The following is a 14,870-nucleotide window of genomic DNA, read 5'->3' as shown; positions in this document are numbered from 1 at the left end:
GTCACGCGGGCGGAAAATGCGGGATCTCGTTCGGACGCGTCGATCGGGCCGGAGTCGTCCCCTGTGCGACGGCGGCATCGAGGTCGGCCAGCAGCTCGTCGATGTCCCTGTACCTCGACCGAGTCGGGCAGGGACTCCGCAGCCAGAGGACCTCGAGCGTGCCGGTGTCGTTGCGGTCGACGTACGCGACGAGGCGTCCCGCATCCGTCTGCTTTCTGGAGCCATCGCTGATGCGCCAGGCGCCATGTCCGAGCGGGATGATCTCCCAGTTCGTCGTCTCGGGCCTCGGAGGCTCCGGGGCTGTCATCGTCATAATGGTTTCCCTCCAGTCACCGGCAGAACTGCGCCGGATACGTACGATGCCTCGCCCGAAGCGAGGTACACATAGGCACCGGCGAGCTCCGCCGGCTGTCCGGCCCTGCCCAGCGGTGTGTCAGCGCCGAAGTTGCGGATCTTGTCCTCATCCCATCCGGTCCCCGGTATCAGCGGCGTCCAGATCGGACCGGGCGCGACCGCGTTGACCCGAACGCCGCGGGGGCCGGCCTCTTCGGCGAGCGCTCTGACGAACGCGACCTGAGCGGCCTTGGTCATGGCGTAGTCGATGAGTCCGGAGGAGGGTTCGAACGACTGGATGGATGCGGTGACGATGATGCTGGAGCCCGGCTGCAGGTTGGGGAATGCCGCACGTGCCGAGAACAGCATCCCGGCCAGGTTCGTGTCGAACACACGGCGCATCGCCTCGGTGTCCAGGTGCGCGAAACCGGGCACATCGTGCTGATAGCCCGCATTCAGGACGAGGATGTCGAGATCGCCGAGCGCCCGCCTGGCCTCCAGCACGCACTCGGTGGCGAACTCCTCGTCGCGCACGTCGCCGGCGAGGCCGAGCCCGGTTCGTCCGGCCTCACGCACCAGGCGCAGGGTCTCGTCAGCCTCCTTCTGCTCCTCCGGCATGTGGACGATGGCGACGTCGGCGCCTTCGCGTGCGAACGCGATGGCGACCGCACGTCCGATCCCGGAGTCTCCTCCGGTGATCAGCGCGCGCCGCCCGTCCAGGCGTCCGTGGCCTTCGTAGCTGTCCTCGCCGTGATCGGGCGTCGGTCGCATCTGTTCGGTCTGTCCGGGTTGGTCCTGCTGCTGTGCGGGGAAGCCATCGTCGGGGTGAGCGTGGCGGGGATCCTCGGTGTGCATCGGCACTCCTCTCTGGGGGAAGGTGAGCGTGATCCGAGCTTCCTTCGCTCACGAGATCCCGCCTAGGGGGTTGACACTTCGACGGGCTAGTGAGATCACGTGCGGATGTCAACGGGGAAGCATCGTGCCGATCCTGCTGGGATGATGCGTGAACTGTGAACGAAGGGAGCCAGCGTGAGCGACGTGACGATCCTCGCCCCGTCTCCGACCCTGACGGTGACCGTCGAAGACCACCCCCAGGGCTCCGAGATCCACGTGCACGCGGGCGGGCAGGGCGTGTGGCAGGCCCGGATGCTGCGCAGACTCGACGTCTCGGTGACGATGTGCTGCGTCCTCATCGGAGAGGTCGGCCGAACCCTGAAGCACCTGCTGGAGGATGAGGGGATCACTGTCGTCGCCGTCGAGCGCGAGGGCCGCGGATCCGCGTATCTGCATGATCGCCGTCAGGGCCAGCGACTCGTGATCGCCGAGGAGGAAGGCGATGCGATCGACCGCCATGCGCGAGACGATCTCTACGGCGCGATGCTGCACAGCAGCGCCGACTCGAAGGCGGTCCTCCTCAGCGGGCCGGCCGGCGACGCCACAGTGCCGTCCGACCTCTACCGTCGGCTGACGATCGATCTGCGCAGCGACGGGCGCCTGGTCATCGCGGATCTCGCCGGTGAGCGTCTGGAGGCCGTCGTGGAAGGGGGCGTCGATGTGCTCAAGGTCAGCCATGAGGAACTGCGCCGCGACGGTCTCGTGCGCGAGACGACGGTACCCGAGATCACCCACGCGATGCATGAGCTTCGCAGGCAGGGCGCCGGCGCGGTGGTCGTGACGCGGTCATCAGAGCCGTTGCTGGTCCTGGACGATCACGGCCTGATCGAGGTGTCCCTTCCGCCGTTCGAGGAGAACGAGACGCGCGGGGCCGGCGATTCCCTCACCGCAGGCGTCGTGGCCGCACTCACCCGCGGCGAGCGACTGCGAGATGCCGTCACGCTCGGCGCGGCCGCCGGTGCGCTGAACGTCACGCGCCACGGGCTCGGCACCGGCGACGCCGATGCGATCGCACAGCTGCGCGAGCGCGTGCAGGTACGAGAGCGTCCGCAGGGTGATGCGGATGAAGCGCCGCACGGACGAGTCAGCCCCGACGGGCTGGCCGCGCTGGCGGAGACCGAGACGGAGGAATCATGACGCACCGGGCGCTGATCACCAACGATGACGGTATCGACGCACCGGGCCTGGTGGCACTGGCGGATGCTGCGATCCAGGCCGGGATCGAGGTCACGATCGCCGCGCCCGCTGCGCAGTCGAGCGGGTCGAGCGCGTCGATCATGGCGAGCGAGTCCGATGGGCGCATAGCCGTGGACCGCCGCACGCTGGATGCACTGCCGGATGTGCATGCTTTCGCCGTGCATGGCGGCCCTGGGCTGATTGCGATGATCGCGGCACGCGGTGCGTTCGGACCCGCCCCTGACCTCGTGCTCTCCGGTGTGAATCACGGAGCCAACGTCGGACGGGCGATCCTGCATTCCGGTACCGTGGGCGCCGCCCTCACCGGAGCGCTGAACGGGGCCTGGGCGATGGCCGTGTCACTCGACGTCGGAATGAATCCGCAGGCGTTCCACTGGAACACCGCCGCCCGCGCGGCCATGACGTTGCTTCCCACGCTGACAGCGCAGCCGCGAGGCACAGCACTCAATGTGAACGCGCCCAACCGCACCGACCCCCGCGGCATCCGCCAGTGCACGCTGGCGCCGTTCGGCATCGTGCAGACGACCGTGGCGGAGAGCGACGAGAGTTACGTGCGCCTCGCCGTCGAGGAGCTGCCGAACATCCCCACCGATGACAGCGACGCCGCGTGCCTCGCCCAGGGGTGGATCACGATGACGAGCGTCGATTCGGTCACCGAACGCCCCATCGACGAGGATCAGCTGATCGGCGGGACCGTCGACATCTCCGCTGTTCCCGCTGCGGCGCCCGCGTCTGCAGGCTCGGGAACGAGGTAGAGGCCGGCCGGCGAGTTCGCCGTGAACGCCAGCGCATCGACCCATGCACGATTCACGGAGGGCTGCCGCCCGCCGTAGTACTTGTAGACGATCGCGCTGCCCGGATGCACCCACACCGTCGTGCGGCCGCCTCCGACGCTGGCATCTTCGCGCCAGCTGAATGCGAACGGCTCACCTCGCCGCAGCTTCGCGCTGATCACGAGCTGCATGTGCAGCAGGGCGCGGTCTTCGATCTCGACCTTGACGCCGCCCTCGTAGATGAACTTGCCCATGGTCCCCCGCTTCCGTGCCGCTCCGTGTTCGTGCGCGCGTACATGCTCTCGCACCTGTCAGTAGCCTAAGCCGTCATCGCCGTGACGTTGCGCGATAGCCCCGCGCACGCCAGGGGTCAAGCCCCTCCCCTGCGGTTCCGGTGCCGCATAGCCTTGCGGTTCCAGTGAGTTCGAAGGGAGCCGGACATGACCGATCAGACCGCGCCGGGGTACAAGCCCACCACGACCCACGCGGGATGGGGCGCGGGCGACCCGCGGCTGCTCATCTCGCGCGAGGACGATCGCTCGGTGCATCACATCACGACCGACACTGTGCGCGTCGGCAGCGCAGAGGGCAATGAGCTCCGTCTCGCCGACACGGATCCAGTGCACGCGACGATCGCCCATGACGAGCGGGACGAGTACGTGCTCACACTGCACGGTGCCGGCGAGATGAACGCGAATCCGCTGTCCGCCGAGACCGACGGCGGCGACCGCTCGGAGATCCTGCGCACCGGTGCACGCTTCACCGCCGGGCCGTGGACCCTGGTGTTCAGCAGGGAGGAGTTCGCCGATCACGGCCGTCCGTTCGGAGGGCGCGAGGGCGGCGAGTTGGACGATCAGCCGCCGCAACCCGCACGACCGGATTACTCGCTGTCCGACGGCGACGGCCCCGAGGGCGGACTCGAGGTGAAGGACGGCTGACGCTGTCAACCCCCTCTGCGCCCGCCGTGCCGCGCCCCTATCGTGACGCGAAGAAGACGAAGGAGGAGAGAGGAATGACGATGACGATGACGCGGGACATCATGACCCCCGCACCGCGGTGCATCGGCGAGAACGACTCACTGAGCATCGCCGCATCCCTGATGTCCGAACTCGACGTGGGAGCGCTGCCGATCTGCGGCGAGGACAGGAAACTGAAGGGCATGCTCACCGACCGCGACATCGTGGTCAGGGCCGTCGCCGAGGGGCTCGATCCAGAGAGCACGCCGGCACGCGCACTCGCACTGGGCAAGCCGGTGACAGTCGATGCCGCGGACGACATCCACATCGCGCTGGAGAAGATGCGGGAGCATCAGATCCGCCGGCTTCCCGTGATCGAGGATCGCCTCCTGGTGGGAATCATCAGCCAAGCCGATGTGGCACGGGCGCTGGCGCCCGAGACGACCGGCAAGACCGTCGAGAGCATCTCACGCTAGGACCTGGAGTGCCTGCCGTGCAGCTCAGCGACGACATCGACCGGCTCAGTCGGGTCGCGATCGCTGACGCGCTTCGCATCGCGGTGGTCGAGTCACTGACGGCCGGTGGCCTCGCACACGCGATCGGCGCCGGCGACGACGCCAGCAGCTGGTTCGCCGGCGGCATCGTCGCGTACATGACCGACGTCAAACAGCACCTTCTCAACGTGGCGGCCGGAGTCGATCCGTGCTCAGCCGAGTGCGCCGAACAGCTCGCAGTCGGCGGCCTCGAGCTGTTCGGCGGCGACGTCTGCGTTGCGACGACAGGCGTCGGCGGACCCGATCCTGAAGACGGTCACCCACCGGGCACGGTGTATCTGGGCTGGGCGATGCATGATCAGCTCGGCCACGAGCACCTCCAGCTCGACGGCGATCAGGATGCCGTGCTGTCGGCGACCGTCGAGGCCGGCGTCCGCCTGCTGCGTGAGCGCGCAGAGGACTTCAGCGACCACCACCCCACCTGACGCACGATCTCGACCCGAAGGAGCAGAACATGCCACGCGGCGCGAATTCACGATTGAAGGACCCGGAGCTCTACGAGGAACTCCGCGACGACGGCGCCTCCAAGGAGAAGGCGGCCCGCATATCGAACGCCACCGGTGGGACCAAGCGCGGACGCTCGGAGGTCGGCCGACGCGGAGGCAAGGCTGGCGACTACGACGATTGGACGGTCGACGATCTGCGCGGGCGCGCCAAGGAATTGGGCCTCACCGGCTACTCGAAGAAGCGGAAGTCCGAGCTCATCGAGGCGCTTCGCAACCACTGATCGCCAGTACGCGATCCAGGTGTGCGTTGCGGAACTTCCCCGCGGGGTCGACGCGCGCGGCGAGCGCAGCGAAGTCGCCGAGGCGACGGAAGCCCGCCGCCTGATCGAATCCGGTCGTGTACACCTTTCCCCAGTGCGCGCGCGGGGTGAAGGGCCCAAGCGCCGCCTCGATGTCCGGCAGGACGGCTGCGACCTCTGCGGGACGCCGGCGCCAGGTGAAGTGGATGGCGACCCGTGCGCCTCCCTCGCCTCCGCTGAGCCAGAGGTCGTCCCCCGCGAACGTGCGGAACTCGCTCACGTGCAGCAGCGGGTCGATCCGATCGCCGAGCGGCCGGATGGCGCGCAGCGCATCGACGGCCACCGCTCGCGGCACGAAGAACTCGGACTGGATCTCGTCTCCACCGGCGCTGGGGTCGCGGTCGAAACGGAAATGCGCGAGCCGTGTCGACCATGCACCGCGAGTACCCAGCGGCGTCATGTTGTCATCGGGCGCGTCGCCGGTGATGATGGCGTGCACTTCGGCGGCGACTCGTTCTCCGCCGAACGCCCGCGGCGCAGCATCCGCTGATCCGCCCTGATCCGTGAGAGCGCGGTGTTTGAGCCACAGCGTCGAGAGTGTCGGCTCCGCCCATTTGCCGAGCACGCTGACGCTGTACGCCGACGCCATGATCTCGTCGAACTCCGCAAGGAGGGTGTCCCACCCCAAACCGGTGTACACCTGCTGCGTCACGTCGTACGTCGGTTCTATCGCCAGCCGCAGCCTGGTGATGACGCCCAAGGCGCCGAGTGCGACCACGCTGCCCTCGAAATCCGGCTCTCCGGCGTGGATCCAGTTCAGCTCGCCGTCTGCGCCGATGCGCTCGATGCCGCGCACGGCCGTCGACAGCACGCCGTTGCCGTCACCGGAACCGTGAGTGGCCGTCGCTGTCGCGCCCGCCACGGAGATGTGGGGCAGCGAGCCGAGGTTGTGCAGCCCCCAGCCGTGCTCGTGCAGGAAGGCGGCGACGGCCCCGTACGGCGCCGCGCCGGGCACGGTGACCGTCTGTGTGCGCTCATCCAGTTCGAACGGCGATGCGACATCGCGGAGCGAGATGAGTTGCGGAGCATCGGCGATGTCGTTGAAGGAGTGGCCTGTGCCGAGCGCTCTGATCCGAGGAGCATCCGCGACGAACTGCTGCGCCTCGGCGACGTCCCTCGGTCGCAGGACAGCCGCCGGGGTGAAGACGACGTTGCCCGCCCAGTTGCTGATCGCGTTCCGGCCTGTGAATGTCATCCGTCCATCATGCCGTGGTCGAACGGACCCGAGGAACGCAGAGTCCAGGCGTCACTTCCGCGAGCGCTGTTTCACGACCTGCAGCGGACCGGTGACGCTGAGTTCGTCGATCCAGCTCTGGATGCCGGTGACCTCGGGCAGTCTGTCTCGGGTGAACACCGGATCCCTGCCCTCTCGCCGTTGCTGGGTGTAGTCGCGCAGCAGCTTGAATGCGACACCGGAGAGCAGTCCGATGGCGATCAGGTTGACCAGCGCCATGAGGCCCATGATGCCGTCGGCGGTGTTCCAGATGAGGTCGGCGGAGGCGACCGAACCGAACAGGATCACCAGGACGACGAGCGTGCGATAGCTCTGCAGCACCGTGCGGTTCGTCGTGATGAACTCGATGTTCGACTCGCCGTAGTAGTAGTTGCCGAGAATCGAACTGAACGCCAGCAGGAAGATGATGATGCTCAGAAGCACGTTCGACCATTCACCGAGGTTCGAGACGATCGCGTTCTGCGTCAAACCGATCCCCTGTGCCGCGTTCGCGAGATCCGGTGTGGAGACGAGGATGATGAACGCGGTGATGGAGCAGACCAGGAACGTGTCGAAGTAGACGCCCAGGGTCTGGACGAGTCCCTGCTTGACCGGGTGCGTGACGGCGGCGCTGGCGCCGGCGTTCGGGGCGGAACCGAGGCCTGCTTCGTTCGAGAACATGCCGCGCTTCACGCCGTTCATGATGATGACGCCGATCGTCGCTCCGACGACCTCGTTGAATCCGAAGGCCTCCGTGTAGATGGATGCGAAAACACCGGGGAGCGCCTCGATGTTCATGCCCACGATGACAAGGCCGAGCAGGAGGTAGCCGAGCGCCATCGCCGGAACGACGGCCTGCGTCACGCTCGCGATGCGGCGAAGTCCGCCGAACACCACCATGGCCGTCAGAATCGCCAGTGCGACGCCGACCACCCACGGTATCCATCCCACCTCGCCGCCGAAGCTCGAGGAGATCGTCGCGCTGATCGTGTTGGCCTGCAGCGAGCTGAACGCGAACGGGAAGCAGATGATGAGGATCACGGCGAAGACGATGCCCATCCAGCGAGCCTTGAGGCCGTGCTGCATGTAGTAGGCGGGGCCGCCGCGGAAGCCGTCCTTGTCGCGCACCTTGTACAGCTGTCCGAGGGTCGACTCGATGAAGCTCGATGCTCCGCCGACGAAGGCCATCGCCCACATCCAGAAGATCGCACCGGGGCCGCCGATGGCTATCGCCGTGCCGACGCCTGCGATGTTGCCGACGCCGACCCTGGATGCTGCGGAGATCGTGAAGGCCTGGAACGCCGAAACCGACTGCGGCTCACCGTTCTCGTCACGTGGAGTCCTGTCGGTGAGCGTGCGGAACATCTCGGGGATGAGCCGGAACTGCACCACACCGGATCGGATCGTGAAGTAGAGGCCCAGAAGGACGAGGACGGGAAGGACGATCCAGGTCCAGAGCAGATTGCCGCCGGACAACACGAATTCATTGATGGCATCCATGCGCGTCAGTATGTCGGACAGCGGCCACGGGGTCTATAGCGCGTAGCGAATGCGGGCCGTTCGATCGGTTGAAGCCTCCTCGCTGCAGATGCCGACCCAGAGGGCTGTTGTCAAGGGTGCATCCCTGCGCCCACCAGTGCGACAGGATCGTCTCCGAGACCGAGAGGAGCCGACATGTCAGGTGACGGTGAGACAAGAAGCGCGATGCGCACCGCATTCTGGTCGTGGACCGTGATCATCGTGGTGGGGCTCGCGATCATGATCATCCTGCCGCTGACGGGCCGGTGATCGTCGTGCGTCATTTCCTCCGGACCAGCAGTCTCAGCGTGGCGTTTCTGATCATCTTCGTGCTCGCGCTGCTCGGCCAGTCCTTCGCCGGTCACGCGTACAACAACGAAGAACTCATGCAGCATGGGCAGGCGCCGGTGACGTACATCGAGTTCGTCACCTCGTCGGACTTCCTCGTCGATGTGGCGGAGAACTGGCAGTCCGAGTTCCTCCAGTTCTTCCTCTTCATCTTCGCGACGATCTGGCTGATCCAGCGCGGATCGCCCGAGTCGAAGAAGTACGGCGACGAAGGCGTCGGCAGCGATGAGGAACAGCACGTCGGGACCTACGCGCGAGCGGACTCGCCGCGCTGGGCGAAGGCGCAAGGCGTGCGACTGTGGATCTACTCGAACTCACTCCTGCTCATGATGGGTTCGGTCTTCCTGCTCTCCTGGCTTGCGCAGTCACTCGCGGGACACATCGTGGTGAACGAGCAGAACGTGCAGCACGGGCTGCCTCCTGAGACGTGGGGCGACTACCTGGTTTCACCGGAGTTCTGGAACCGCACGCTGCAGAACTGGCAATCGGAGTTCCTCGCGGTCGGGGCGATGGTCGCCTTCTCGATCTATCTGCGCCAGCGAGGATCCAGCGAGTCGAAGCCGGTCGGTATGCCGCACCACACGAGCAGCGTGGCTTCGGAGTGAGACAAGTCCTCAGAGTTCGACGCGCAGGACCTCCGGTTCGGACTCGGCGACCTCGGGATGGCGTGCGAGGTTCACAATCGCGGCGATCAGGCCGCCCCAGACCGTGACCATCGCGATGATCATCATGATGATGGCTGTGATGGTCATGCACCCGCTCCCTTCTCGTGCGTCTCCGCGATCCGGATCGTATCCGTCTCCGGGTCGGGATCGTAGTGCTCGTCGACGAGGAACTCGTCGTAGTCCGGGTCATCCTTGGCGTGCGAGCGTCCGCTCCACGGCATGAGCGAAAGCAGCACCCCGATCACGACGAGGGCGATCACCATGCCCCATCCGAAGACGCCGAGGAACCAGGCGGGGTACCCGCCGTAGGGCTCGGAGATCTTCGTGATGAGCTCGCTGATCAGCAGGTAGCCGAGCACGACGGGGGCGAGCACGCCGACCAGCAGCATCCAGATCCGTCCCACGGGGAAGCTCGAGCGCCGGTTCAGGTGGTCCTTCAGCACGGGCAGCTTGTGGAACACCCAGGCGACGACGATCACCGCGACGAGGGCGACCGCCATGATGCCGAAGGCATTGACGAAGGCATCGGCCGTGTCGAGCACCGTCAGTGCCGTGGTCGTGGAGAACAGCGCCATCGAGATCACCGCGAGAGGGATCGACACCGTGAGAGTGGTGCGCACGCGGCTCCAGCCGAGCTTGTCCTGGAGGGCTGCGACGATCACCTCGAGGATGGAGATGAGCGAGGTGATGCCCGCGAACACGAGCGCTCCGAAGAACAGGACGCCGATGATCGAGCCGCCGGTCGCCTGCGAGACGATGGTCGGGAAGGCCACGAACGCGAGTCCGATCCCCGACGACGCCACGCCGGAGACGTCTGTTCCCTGCGCCTGCGCCATGAAGCCCAGCGCGGCGAAGACGCCGATGCCGGCGAGGATCTCGAAACCCGAATTGGCGAATGCGACGACGAGTCCTGAGCCGGTCAGGTCGGTCTTGCGCTTGAGATACGACGAGTAGGTCACCATGATCCCGAACGCGACCGAGAGCGAGAAGAAGATGTGGCCGTATGCGGATGCCCACACACCAGGGTCGGCCAGTGCCTCCCAGTTCGGGGTGAAGAAGGCGTTGAGGCCCTCCATGGCACCCGGCAGGAACAGCGACTGCACGACGAGGATCGCGAACATGACCGTGAGCAGCGGCATGAGGATCATGTTCGCCCGGCCGATGCCGCGCTTGACTCCGAGAGCCATGATCACGATCACGACGAGCCAGACGATGACCAGCGGAATGCCGACCTGCGGCACGAAGTCCGTCGAGACGCCGCCTTCAGCGACGTCGGCGGACTGCAGGAAGTCGGTGAAGAAGAAGTCGTTCTCGTTCCCCGGCCCCCACGTGAGCTGGGCGGAGAACCAGGTGTACATTGCCGCCCAGGCGATGATGACCGCGTAGTACACGGCGATCACCACGCAGATGAGAACCTGCCACCAGCCGAGCGGCTCGGCCGCGCGATGGATCCGGCGGAAGGCGAGCGGAGCGGAGCCGCGGAACCGGTGCCCGATCGCGTAATCGAAGAACAGCAGCGGGATGCCTGCGGTCAGCAGCGCGCACAGGTATGGGATGAGGAACGCGCCACCGCCGCCCTCGTACGCGACGTAGGGGAAGCGCCAGATGTTCCCCAGGCCGACGGCTGAGCCGATCGCCGAGAGGATGAACACATTGCGTGAGCCGAACGCCTCACGTCTGCGGGTCTGCGTCGTTGCGGTGGCCATGCCCGAGACGTTACCTCAGACCGGATGACCGCGTCGCGAAGCGCGCCAGATCCGCTCAGCGGGCGGCGGCCGGGCGGCGTGCGATGTGCACGTTGACGCCGGCGTCCCGCATCCGGTCGATGTGCCGACGATCGGTGGCTGCGTCGACGACGACCACGTCGAAGTCGGCCAGCGGCAGCATCGCGTGCAGCGCTCGCTTGTCGAACTTCGTCCTGTCCGCCAGCAGCACGCGCTTGCTCGCCGATTCGAACATCGCCCGCTTCACGTCGACGGTCTCCAGCGTCTGGTGGAAGCAGATGTCGTCCACGATGGCCGAGGTCGACATCACGAAGAGATCGGCACGCAGCTCGGCGATCTCCCGCACGGTGATGCGCCCCATGAAGGCGCTGCACCAGTTGTAGAACTCTCCGCCGAGGCCGATCATCTCGATGCCGCGCATACCGCGCAGGTCGTTCATGATCGTCAGCGTGTTGGTGATGACCGTCAGAGGCGTCTTCGTGTGCAGGTGCGGAAGCAGGTGCATCGTCGAGGTCGAGTCGTCGAGGATGATCGCCTGCCCCGGCTCGACGAACTCCATGGCGGCGAGCGCCATGGCCTCCTTCTCGGCCTGTTGTCGCCCCACCCGGTACACATCGCTGGATTCGACCAGCGCCGTGGAACTGGCGGTCGCCACTCCCCTGCTCTTACGCAGCAGCCCTCGGTCCTCCAACTCGTCGAGATCGCGGTGGACGGTCATGACGCTGATGCCGAACCGCTCTGCGATCTGCTCGATACGCAGGGATCCCGCGGCCATCACGGCCTCGCTGATCGCCAGCTGACGAGATTGCTGCCGGTCCGTCCGCGACGGCACTGCTGGGGAACTGCTGCTCATCTTCTCCCTCTCAACGTGCCCTGGCGGCCTCGTCGATGATGCTCGCGAATGCCTGCGGCTCGTGGGCGAATCGACCGAGGAACAATCCGTCGACACCTGAGGAGAGCGTACTCAGCAGTCCGGGCTTCGCGCTGCCGCCGTAGATCACCGCTGCGGCACCGAGGCCCCGCTGTGCGAGATGAGCGCGCAGCCGTGCGACGACCTCTGTCACGTGGTCGGGCGAGGCCGGCTCGGCCTGTCCGATCGCCCATTCCGGCTCGTATGCGACGACGAGATCGCTGAGGTCTCCGCTGTCGGCGATCGCCGATTCGATCTGAGCGATGCAGGTCTCGGCCGCGAGGTCCGCGTCCTGCCGTGTCTCCTCGCCGACGCACAGCACCGGGGTGAGCCCGTTGCGCACAGCGGCCGTGAGCTTGCGCCGGATGATCGCGTCGTCCTCACCGAAGACGTGTCGCCGTTCCGCGTGCCCGACCTCGACATACCGGCATCCCAGCCGCGCGAGGTCGGCACCGCTGACCGCCCCCGTATAGGCGCCGCGATCGGCCCAGAACAGGTCCTGGGCGCCCACGGCGATCGGCGAGCCCGCGACGGCCGCGATCACGCGATCCAGGGCGGGAAGCGAGGGCAGGATGAACAGGCGCACCTCCCCCGCGATGACAGCGGGGTGCGCACGAGCGATCACAGCGAGAGATTCGGCCCACGCGACGCTGGTATCGATGTCGAGATAGAGCTTGAGGCTCGCGCCGAGCAGAACAGGCCGTCCGTCGTCGTCAGCCACAGGTCCCCGTGGCCTCGTAGCCCTCGATGACGGCGACCTTCTGCGCCGATGCGGAGGACTCGTCGAACTCGTATCCGAGCCATTCGCGCGCCAATCGGCGTGCCAGTTCCAGGCCCACGACTCGCTGTCCGAATGTCAGCACCTGAGCGTTGTTACTGAGCACACTGCGCTCGACGCTATAGCTGTCATGCGCCGTGACAGCACGGATCCCCGGCACCTTGTTCGCCGCGATCGCGACGCCCAGACCGGTGCCGCACACGAGCAGGGCCCGGTCTGCTTCTCCCGCGCGGACCTTCTCCGCCGCCGCGATCGCGACGACCGGGTACGCCGTGCCCCCGCTCGCGTCGACGCCGACATCGATGACCTCGGCGACCCGCGGGTCGTTCAACAGGTCCTTCTTGAGTGCTTCCTTGTACTCGAACCCCGCGTCGTCGGATCCGACGACGATTCGCCATTCACGTGTCATGTTCAGTCCTTCTCTGTACTGCTGTCATCTGCGAGCACCAGGCCCGCAACGGTCATCGCCCGCGCGAGCGAGATCGCGCCGGGGTCGGGAGTGCCGAGGCTCTTCTCCATGTGAGGTCGTGCGCGCCCCATTCGGGGAAGAAGAGCGGATGTCGCCTCTGCCGCGCTCGTGGCGTCGGCGGCTGCAGCCACCCAGGCCTGCGCCAACGGCGTGCCGGCCGCGACGCGCGCGGTCAGCCCCTCCGCAAAGGGCACGAGCGCATCGACCATGGTCTTGTCGCCGACAGAGGCCTTACCGTATCCCTGGATCGCCGCGCGTGCGGCGTCCACCGCCTCGGCGACGTCGCCCGCCTCAGGCCGGATCTCGTCCCCGAGGCGCTCTCCGGCGGCTCGCAGCGCCGCACCCCAGAGTGCGCCGGAGGTGCCGCCGGCCTTGTCTGCCCACGCGTCTCCTGCACGGCAGAGCACTGTTCCCGCTCCCGCACCGGCGTCGACCGCCGCGCGTGCGGCGGCGGCTCCGGCGCGCGCGCCACGCTGCATGCCGATGCCGTGATCACCGTCGCCGGCGATCGCATCCAGTCGGCCGAGTTCGTCGACATCGCGATCGATCATGTCGCGGATGGCGTCGATGATCGCGAGGGTGACCGCGCCGATCTCGACGGAGTCCGGCGATGCAGCAGGGATGACCTCGGCATCGACGGCCGTGTCCTGGACGGCATCTGCCACGGCATCCGCGGCGGATGTCTCGACGGCGCCCTTGCGGTACGCCGGAGTGTAAGCAGGCGAAGCCCAGGCCCGGGCGAGCTCATCGTCCAGCCAGAACAGTGTCAGTGAAACCCCCGCCATCTCGAAACTCGTCGCGTATTCGCCGACCTCCGGCTCGACGATCGTGACTCCGGCCTCCGCCAGGAGCTCGATCACCGTGGCGTAGATCACGAACAGCTCTTCGGATTTGACCGCGCCGAGCCCGTTCAGGATGACAGCGGCGTGCGCACCGTCGACGGCGACACCGTCGGGCACCTCGCCGAGGAGCCCTCCGACGAGGACGGCGGCGAGCTCTCGAGCCGTTGGCAGCGGCACGACCGAGATGCCCGGTTCGCCGTGGATGCCCATTCCGACGGCCATGTGTCCCGCGGGAACGGTGAAGAGCGGCTCCGACGCACCGGGGAGCGTGCACCCGGAGAACGCGACGCCGATCGACCGGGTCCGGTCGTTGGCACGGGCTGCGATCTCGGCGACATCGTCGAGCGATATGCCCTGCTCTGCGGCCCATGAGGCGGCACGGAACACGGCGAGGTCGCCGGCGATGCCACGCCGCTTTGACTTCTCCGCGGATGCGGCGCTGTAGATGTCGTCGGTCACCCGCACTGTGCGGCACGGGATGCCCTCATCGCGCAGCCGCTTCTCGGCCTGATCGAAGTTGAGCACGTCGCCGGCGTAGTTGCCGTAGCTGAGGAGCACGCCCGCATCCGTCGCGACGGACTTGGCAACGGAGTAGATCTGCTGCGCACTGGGCGAGGCGAAGACGTTGCCCATCGCTGCACCGTGGGCGAGACCGGCACCGACGAGCCCCGCGAACGCCGGATAGTGCCCCGACCCGCCTCCGATGACGATCGCGACCTGTCCGGACGGCGTGGCCTGTGCGCGCGCGACACCACCGGAGACCCGCCGCACCAGGGTGCCGTGCGCGGCGACGAAGCCGATCACGGACTCGTCCGCGAAATCAGCGGGGTCGTTCAGAACGTAACTCATGTTGCCTCTCGTCAGTCTCTTCTTGAGATCGCGCCCTCTTTG

18 protein-coding genes are annotated in these 14,870 nt (G+C 67.0%); 7 read left to right on the top strand and 11 right to left on the bottom strand.

Translation table 11 applies throughout. The features are described from left to right. Window position 1: 1 nt before the first annotated feature. Together J1M43_RS13860 and J1M43_RS13855 are read right to left on the bottom strand one after the other, a co-directional pair. Complete coding sequence (locus tag J1M43_RS13860; RefSeq protein WP_206477050.1) at window positions 2-313, bottom strand: hypothetical protein; 312 nt, start codon at window positions 311-313, stop codon at window positions 2-4. After that, a complete protein-coding gene (locus J1M43_RS13855; protein WP_206477049.1) occupies window positions 310-1,188 on the bottom strand; it encodes an SDR family oxidoreductase in 879 nt (292 codons plus the stop codon). Before J1M43_RS13855 ends, J1M43_RS13860 begins: the two co-directional genes overlap by 4 nt. Before the next feature lie 174 nt (window positions 1,189-1,362). Between J1M43_RS13855 and J1M43_RS13850 the strand changes: the two genes are divergently transcribed. Both J1M43_RS13850 and surE read left to right on the top strand, forming a co-directional pair. Continuing rightward, window positions 1,363-2,364, top strand: a complete 1,002-nt coding sequence (locus tag J1M43_RS13850) for a PfkB family carbohydrate kinase (protein WP_206477048.1) — start codon at window positions 1,363-1,365, stop codon at window positions 2,362-2,364. Further along, window positions 2,361-3,179, top strand: coding sequence for a 5'/3'-nucleotidase SurE (gene surE, locus J1M43_RS13845; protein ID WP_084595563.1), 819 nt, complete (start codon window positions 2,361-2,363; stop codon window positions 3,177-3,179). The genes J1M43_RS13850 and surE overlap by 4 nt, the downstream gene beginning before the upstream one ends. On the opposite strand, the gene J1M43_RS13840 is transcribed toward surE, so the two are convergent. Then, on the bottom strand, window positions 3,101-3,451 hold the full coding sequence (locus J1M43_RS13840; RefSeq protein WP_033105189.1) for a hypothetical protein: 351 nt from the start codon (window positions 3,449-3,451) through the stop codon (window positions 3,101-3,103). The two genes, surE and J1M43_RS13840, sit on opposite strands and share 79 nt — an antisense overlap. Window positions 3,452-3,637: 186 nt before the next feature. Here J1M43_RS13840 and J1M43_RS13835 point away from each other — a divergent pair, with 186 nt between their 5' ends. From J1M43_RS13835 to J1M43_RS13820, 4 genes are all read left to right on the top strand, one after another. After that, entirely contained in the window at window positions 3,638-4,135 is a 498-nt protein-coding gene (locus J1M43_RS13835) for a hypothetical protein (protein ID WP_206477047.1), read from the top strand. A gap of 80 nt (window positions 4,136-4,215) precedes the next feature. Then, on the top strand, window positions 4,216-4,629 hold the full coding sequence (locus J1M43_RS13830; RefSeq protein ID WP_033106301.1) for a CBS domain-containing protein: 414 nt from the start codon (window positions 4,216-4,218) through the stop codon (window positions 4,627-4,629). An 8-nt stretch (window positions 4,630-4,637) separates the two neighbouring features. Next, window positions 4,638-5,132, top strand: a complete 495-nt coding sequence (locus J1M43_RS13825; RefSeq protein WP_307823474.1) for a CinA family protein — start codon at window positions 4,638-4,640, stop codon at window positions 5,130-5,132. A gap of 29 nt (window positions 5,133-5,161) precedes the next feature. Continuing rightward, on the top strand, window positions 5,162-5,434 hold the full coding sequence (locus tag J1M43_RS13820; RefSeq protein WP_206477046.1) for a Rho termination factor N-terminal domain-containing protein: 273 nt from the start codon (window positions 5,162-5,164) through the stop codon (window positions 5,432-5,434). Here J1M43_RS13820 and J1M43_RS13815 read toward each other — a convergent pair. Beyond that, window positions 5,409-6,707, bottom strand: a complete 1,299-nt coding sequence (locus J1M43_RS13815) for an FAD-binding protein (protein ID WP_206477045.1) — start codon at window positions 6,705-6,707, stop codon at window positions 5,409-5,411. The two genes, J1M43_RS13820 and J1M43_RS13815, sit on opposite strands and share 26 nt — an antisense overlap. 51 nt (window positions 6,708-6,758) lie before the next feature. Beyond that, window positions 6,759-8,225 (bottom strand): sodium:alanine symporter family protein, encoded by a 1,467-nt coding sequence (locus J1M43_RS13810; protein ID WP_206477044.1) that lies wholly within the window; start codon window positions 8,223-8,225, stop codon window positions 6,759-6,761. A gap of 284 nt (window positions 8,226-8,509) precedes the next feature. On the opposite strand from J1M43_RS13810, the gene J1M43_RS13805 reads away from it, so the two are divergent. Then, window positions 8,510-9,196 carry a DUF6766 family protein gene (locus J1M43_RS13805; RefSeq protein ID WP_307823472.1) on the top strand — a complete coding sequence of 229 codons (687 nt, stop codon included), beginning with the start codon at window positions 8,510-8,512 and terminating at the stop codon, window positions 9,194-9,196. Window positions 9,197-9,205: 9 nt separating this feature from the next. Here the strand turns inward: J1M43_RS13805 and J1M43_RS13800 are convergent, their stop codons facing one another. The 6 genes from J1M43_RS13800 to J1M43_RS13775 are packed head-to-tail and all read right to left on the bottom strand — an operon-like array spanning window position 9,206 to window position 14,828. Continuing rightward, complete coding sequence (locus tag J1M43_RS13800; RefSeq protein WP_206477043.1) at window positions 9,206-9,343, bottom strand: methionine/alanine import family NSS transporter small subunit; 138 nt, start codon at window positions 9,341-9,343, stop codon at window positions 9,206-9,208. Continuing rightward, window positions 9,340-10,962 (bottom strand): sodium-dependent transporter, encoded by a 1,623-nt coding sequence (locus J1M43_RS13795; protein WP_206477042.1) that lies wholly within the window; start codon window positions 10,960-10,962, stop codon window positions 9,340-9,342. Before J1M43_RS13795 ends, J1M43_RS13800 begins: the two co-directional genes overlap by 4 nt. A 55-nt stretch (window positions 10,963-11,017) precedes the next feature. After that, window positions 11,018-11,833, bottom strand: a complete 816-nt coding sequence (locus tag J1M43_RS13790; RefSeq protein ID WP_033105194.1) for a DeoR/GlpR family DNA-binding transcription regulator — start codon at window positions 11,831-11,833, stop codon at window positions 11,018-11,020. Between the two features lie 10 nt (window positions 11,834-11,843). Further along, a complete protein-coding gene (locus J1M43_RS13785) occupies window positions 11,844-12,611 on the bottom strand; it encodes a triose-phosphate isomerase family protein (protein ID WP_033105195.1) in 768 nt (255 codons plus the stop codon). Beyond that, on the bottom strand, window positions 12,604-13,077 hold the full coding sequence (locus J1M43_RS13780; protein WP_033105196.1) for a ribose-5-phosphate isomerase: 474 nt from the start codon (window positions 13,075-13,077) through the stop codon (window positions 12,604-12,606). The genes J1M43_RS13785 and J1M43_RS13780 overlap by 8 nt, the downstream gene beginning before the upstream one ends. A gap of 2 nt (window positions 13,078-13,079) precedes the next feature. Further along, complete coding sequence (locus J1M43_RS13775) at window positions 13,080-14,828, bottom strand: dihydroxyacetone kinase family protein (protein ID WP_206477041.1); 1,749 nt, start codon at window positions 14,826-14,828, stop codon at window positions 13,080-13,082. Between the last annotated feature and the right edge of the window lie 42 nt (window positions 14,829-14,870).

Source organism: Microbacterium sp. KRD172, from assembly GCF_017168295.1.
Taxonomy (GTDB): Bacteria; Actinomycetota; Actinomycetes; order Actinomycetales; family Microbacteriaceae; genus Microbacterium; species Microbacterium profundi.
This window is presented reverse-complemented; position numbering and strand designations above follow the sequence as displayed.

What these genes read in the sequence shown, in the direction of transcription:
- J1M43_RS13860 (WP_206477050.1), bottom strand. Translation starts at nt 313, where the DNA reads ATGACGATGACAGCCCCGGAGCCTCCGAGGCCCGAGACGACGAACTGG.
- J1M43_RS13855 (WP_206477049.1), bottom strand. Translation starts at nt 1,188, where the DNA reads ATGCACACCGAGGATCCCCGCCACGCTCACCCCGACGATGGCTTCCCC.
- surE (WP_084595563.1), top strand. Translation starts at nt 2,361, where the DNA reads ATGACGCACCGGGCGCTGATCACCAACGATGACGGTATCGACGCACCG.
- J1M43_RS13840 (WP_033105189.1), bottom strand. Translation starts at nt 3,451, where the DNA reads ATGGGCAAGTTCATCTACGAGGGCGGCGTCAAGGTCGAGATCGAAGAC.
- J1M43_RS13835 (WP_206477047.1), top strand. Translation starts at nt 3,638, where the DNA reads ATGACCGATCAGACCGCGCCGGGGTACAAGCCCACCACGACCCACGCG.
- J1M43_RS13830 (WP_033106301.1), top strand. Translation starts at nt 4,216, where the DNA reads ATGACGATGACGCGGGACATCATGACCCCCGCACCGCGGTGCATCGGC.
- J1M43_RS13820 (WP_206477046.1), top strand. Translation starts at nt 5,162, where the DNA reads ATGCCACGCGGCGCGAATTCACGATTGAAGGACCCGGAGCTCTACGAG.
- J1M43_RS13815 (WP_206477045.1), bottom strand. Translation starts at nt 6,707, where the DNA reads ATGACATTCACAGGCCGGAACGCGATCAGCAACTGGGCGGGCAACGTC.
- J1M43_RS13810 (WP_206477044.1), bottom strand. Translation starts at nt 8,225, where the DNA reads ATGGATGCCATCAATGAATTCGTGTTGTCCGGCGGCAATCTGCTCTGG.
- J1M43_RS13800 (WP_206477043.1), bottom strand. Translation starts at nt 9,343, where the DNA reads ATGACCATCACAGCCATCATCATGATGATCATCGCGATGGTCACGGTC.
- J1M43_RS13795 (WP_206477042.1), bottom strand. Translation starts at nt 10,962, where the DNA reads ATGGCCACCGCAACGACGCAGACCCGCAGACGTGAGGCGTTCGGCTCA.
- J1M43_RS13790 (WP_033105194.1), bottom strand. Translation starts at nt 11,833, where the DNA reads ATGAGCAGCAGTTCCCCAGCAGTGCCGTCGCGGACGGACCGGCAGCAA.
- J1M43_RS13780 (WP_033105196.1), bottom strand. Translation starts at nt 13,077, where the DNA reads ATGACACGTGAATGGCGAATCGTCGTCGGATCCGACGACGCGGGGTTC.
- J1M43_RS13775 (WP_206477041.1), bottom strand. Translation starts at nt 14,828, where the DNA reads ATGAGTTACGTTCTGAACGACCCCGCTGATTTCGCGGACGAGTCCGTG.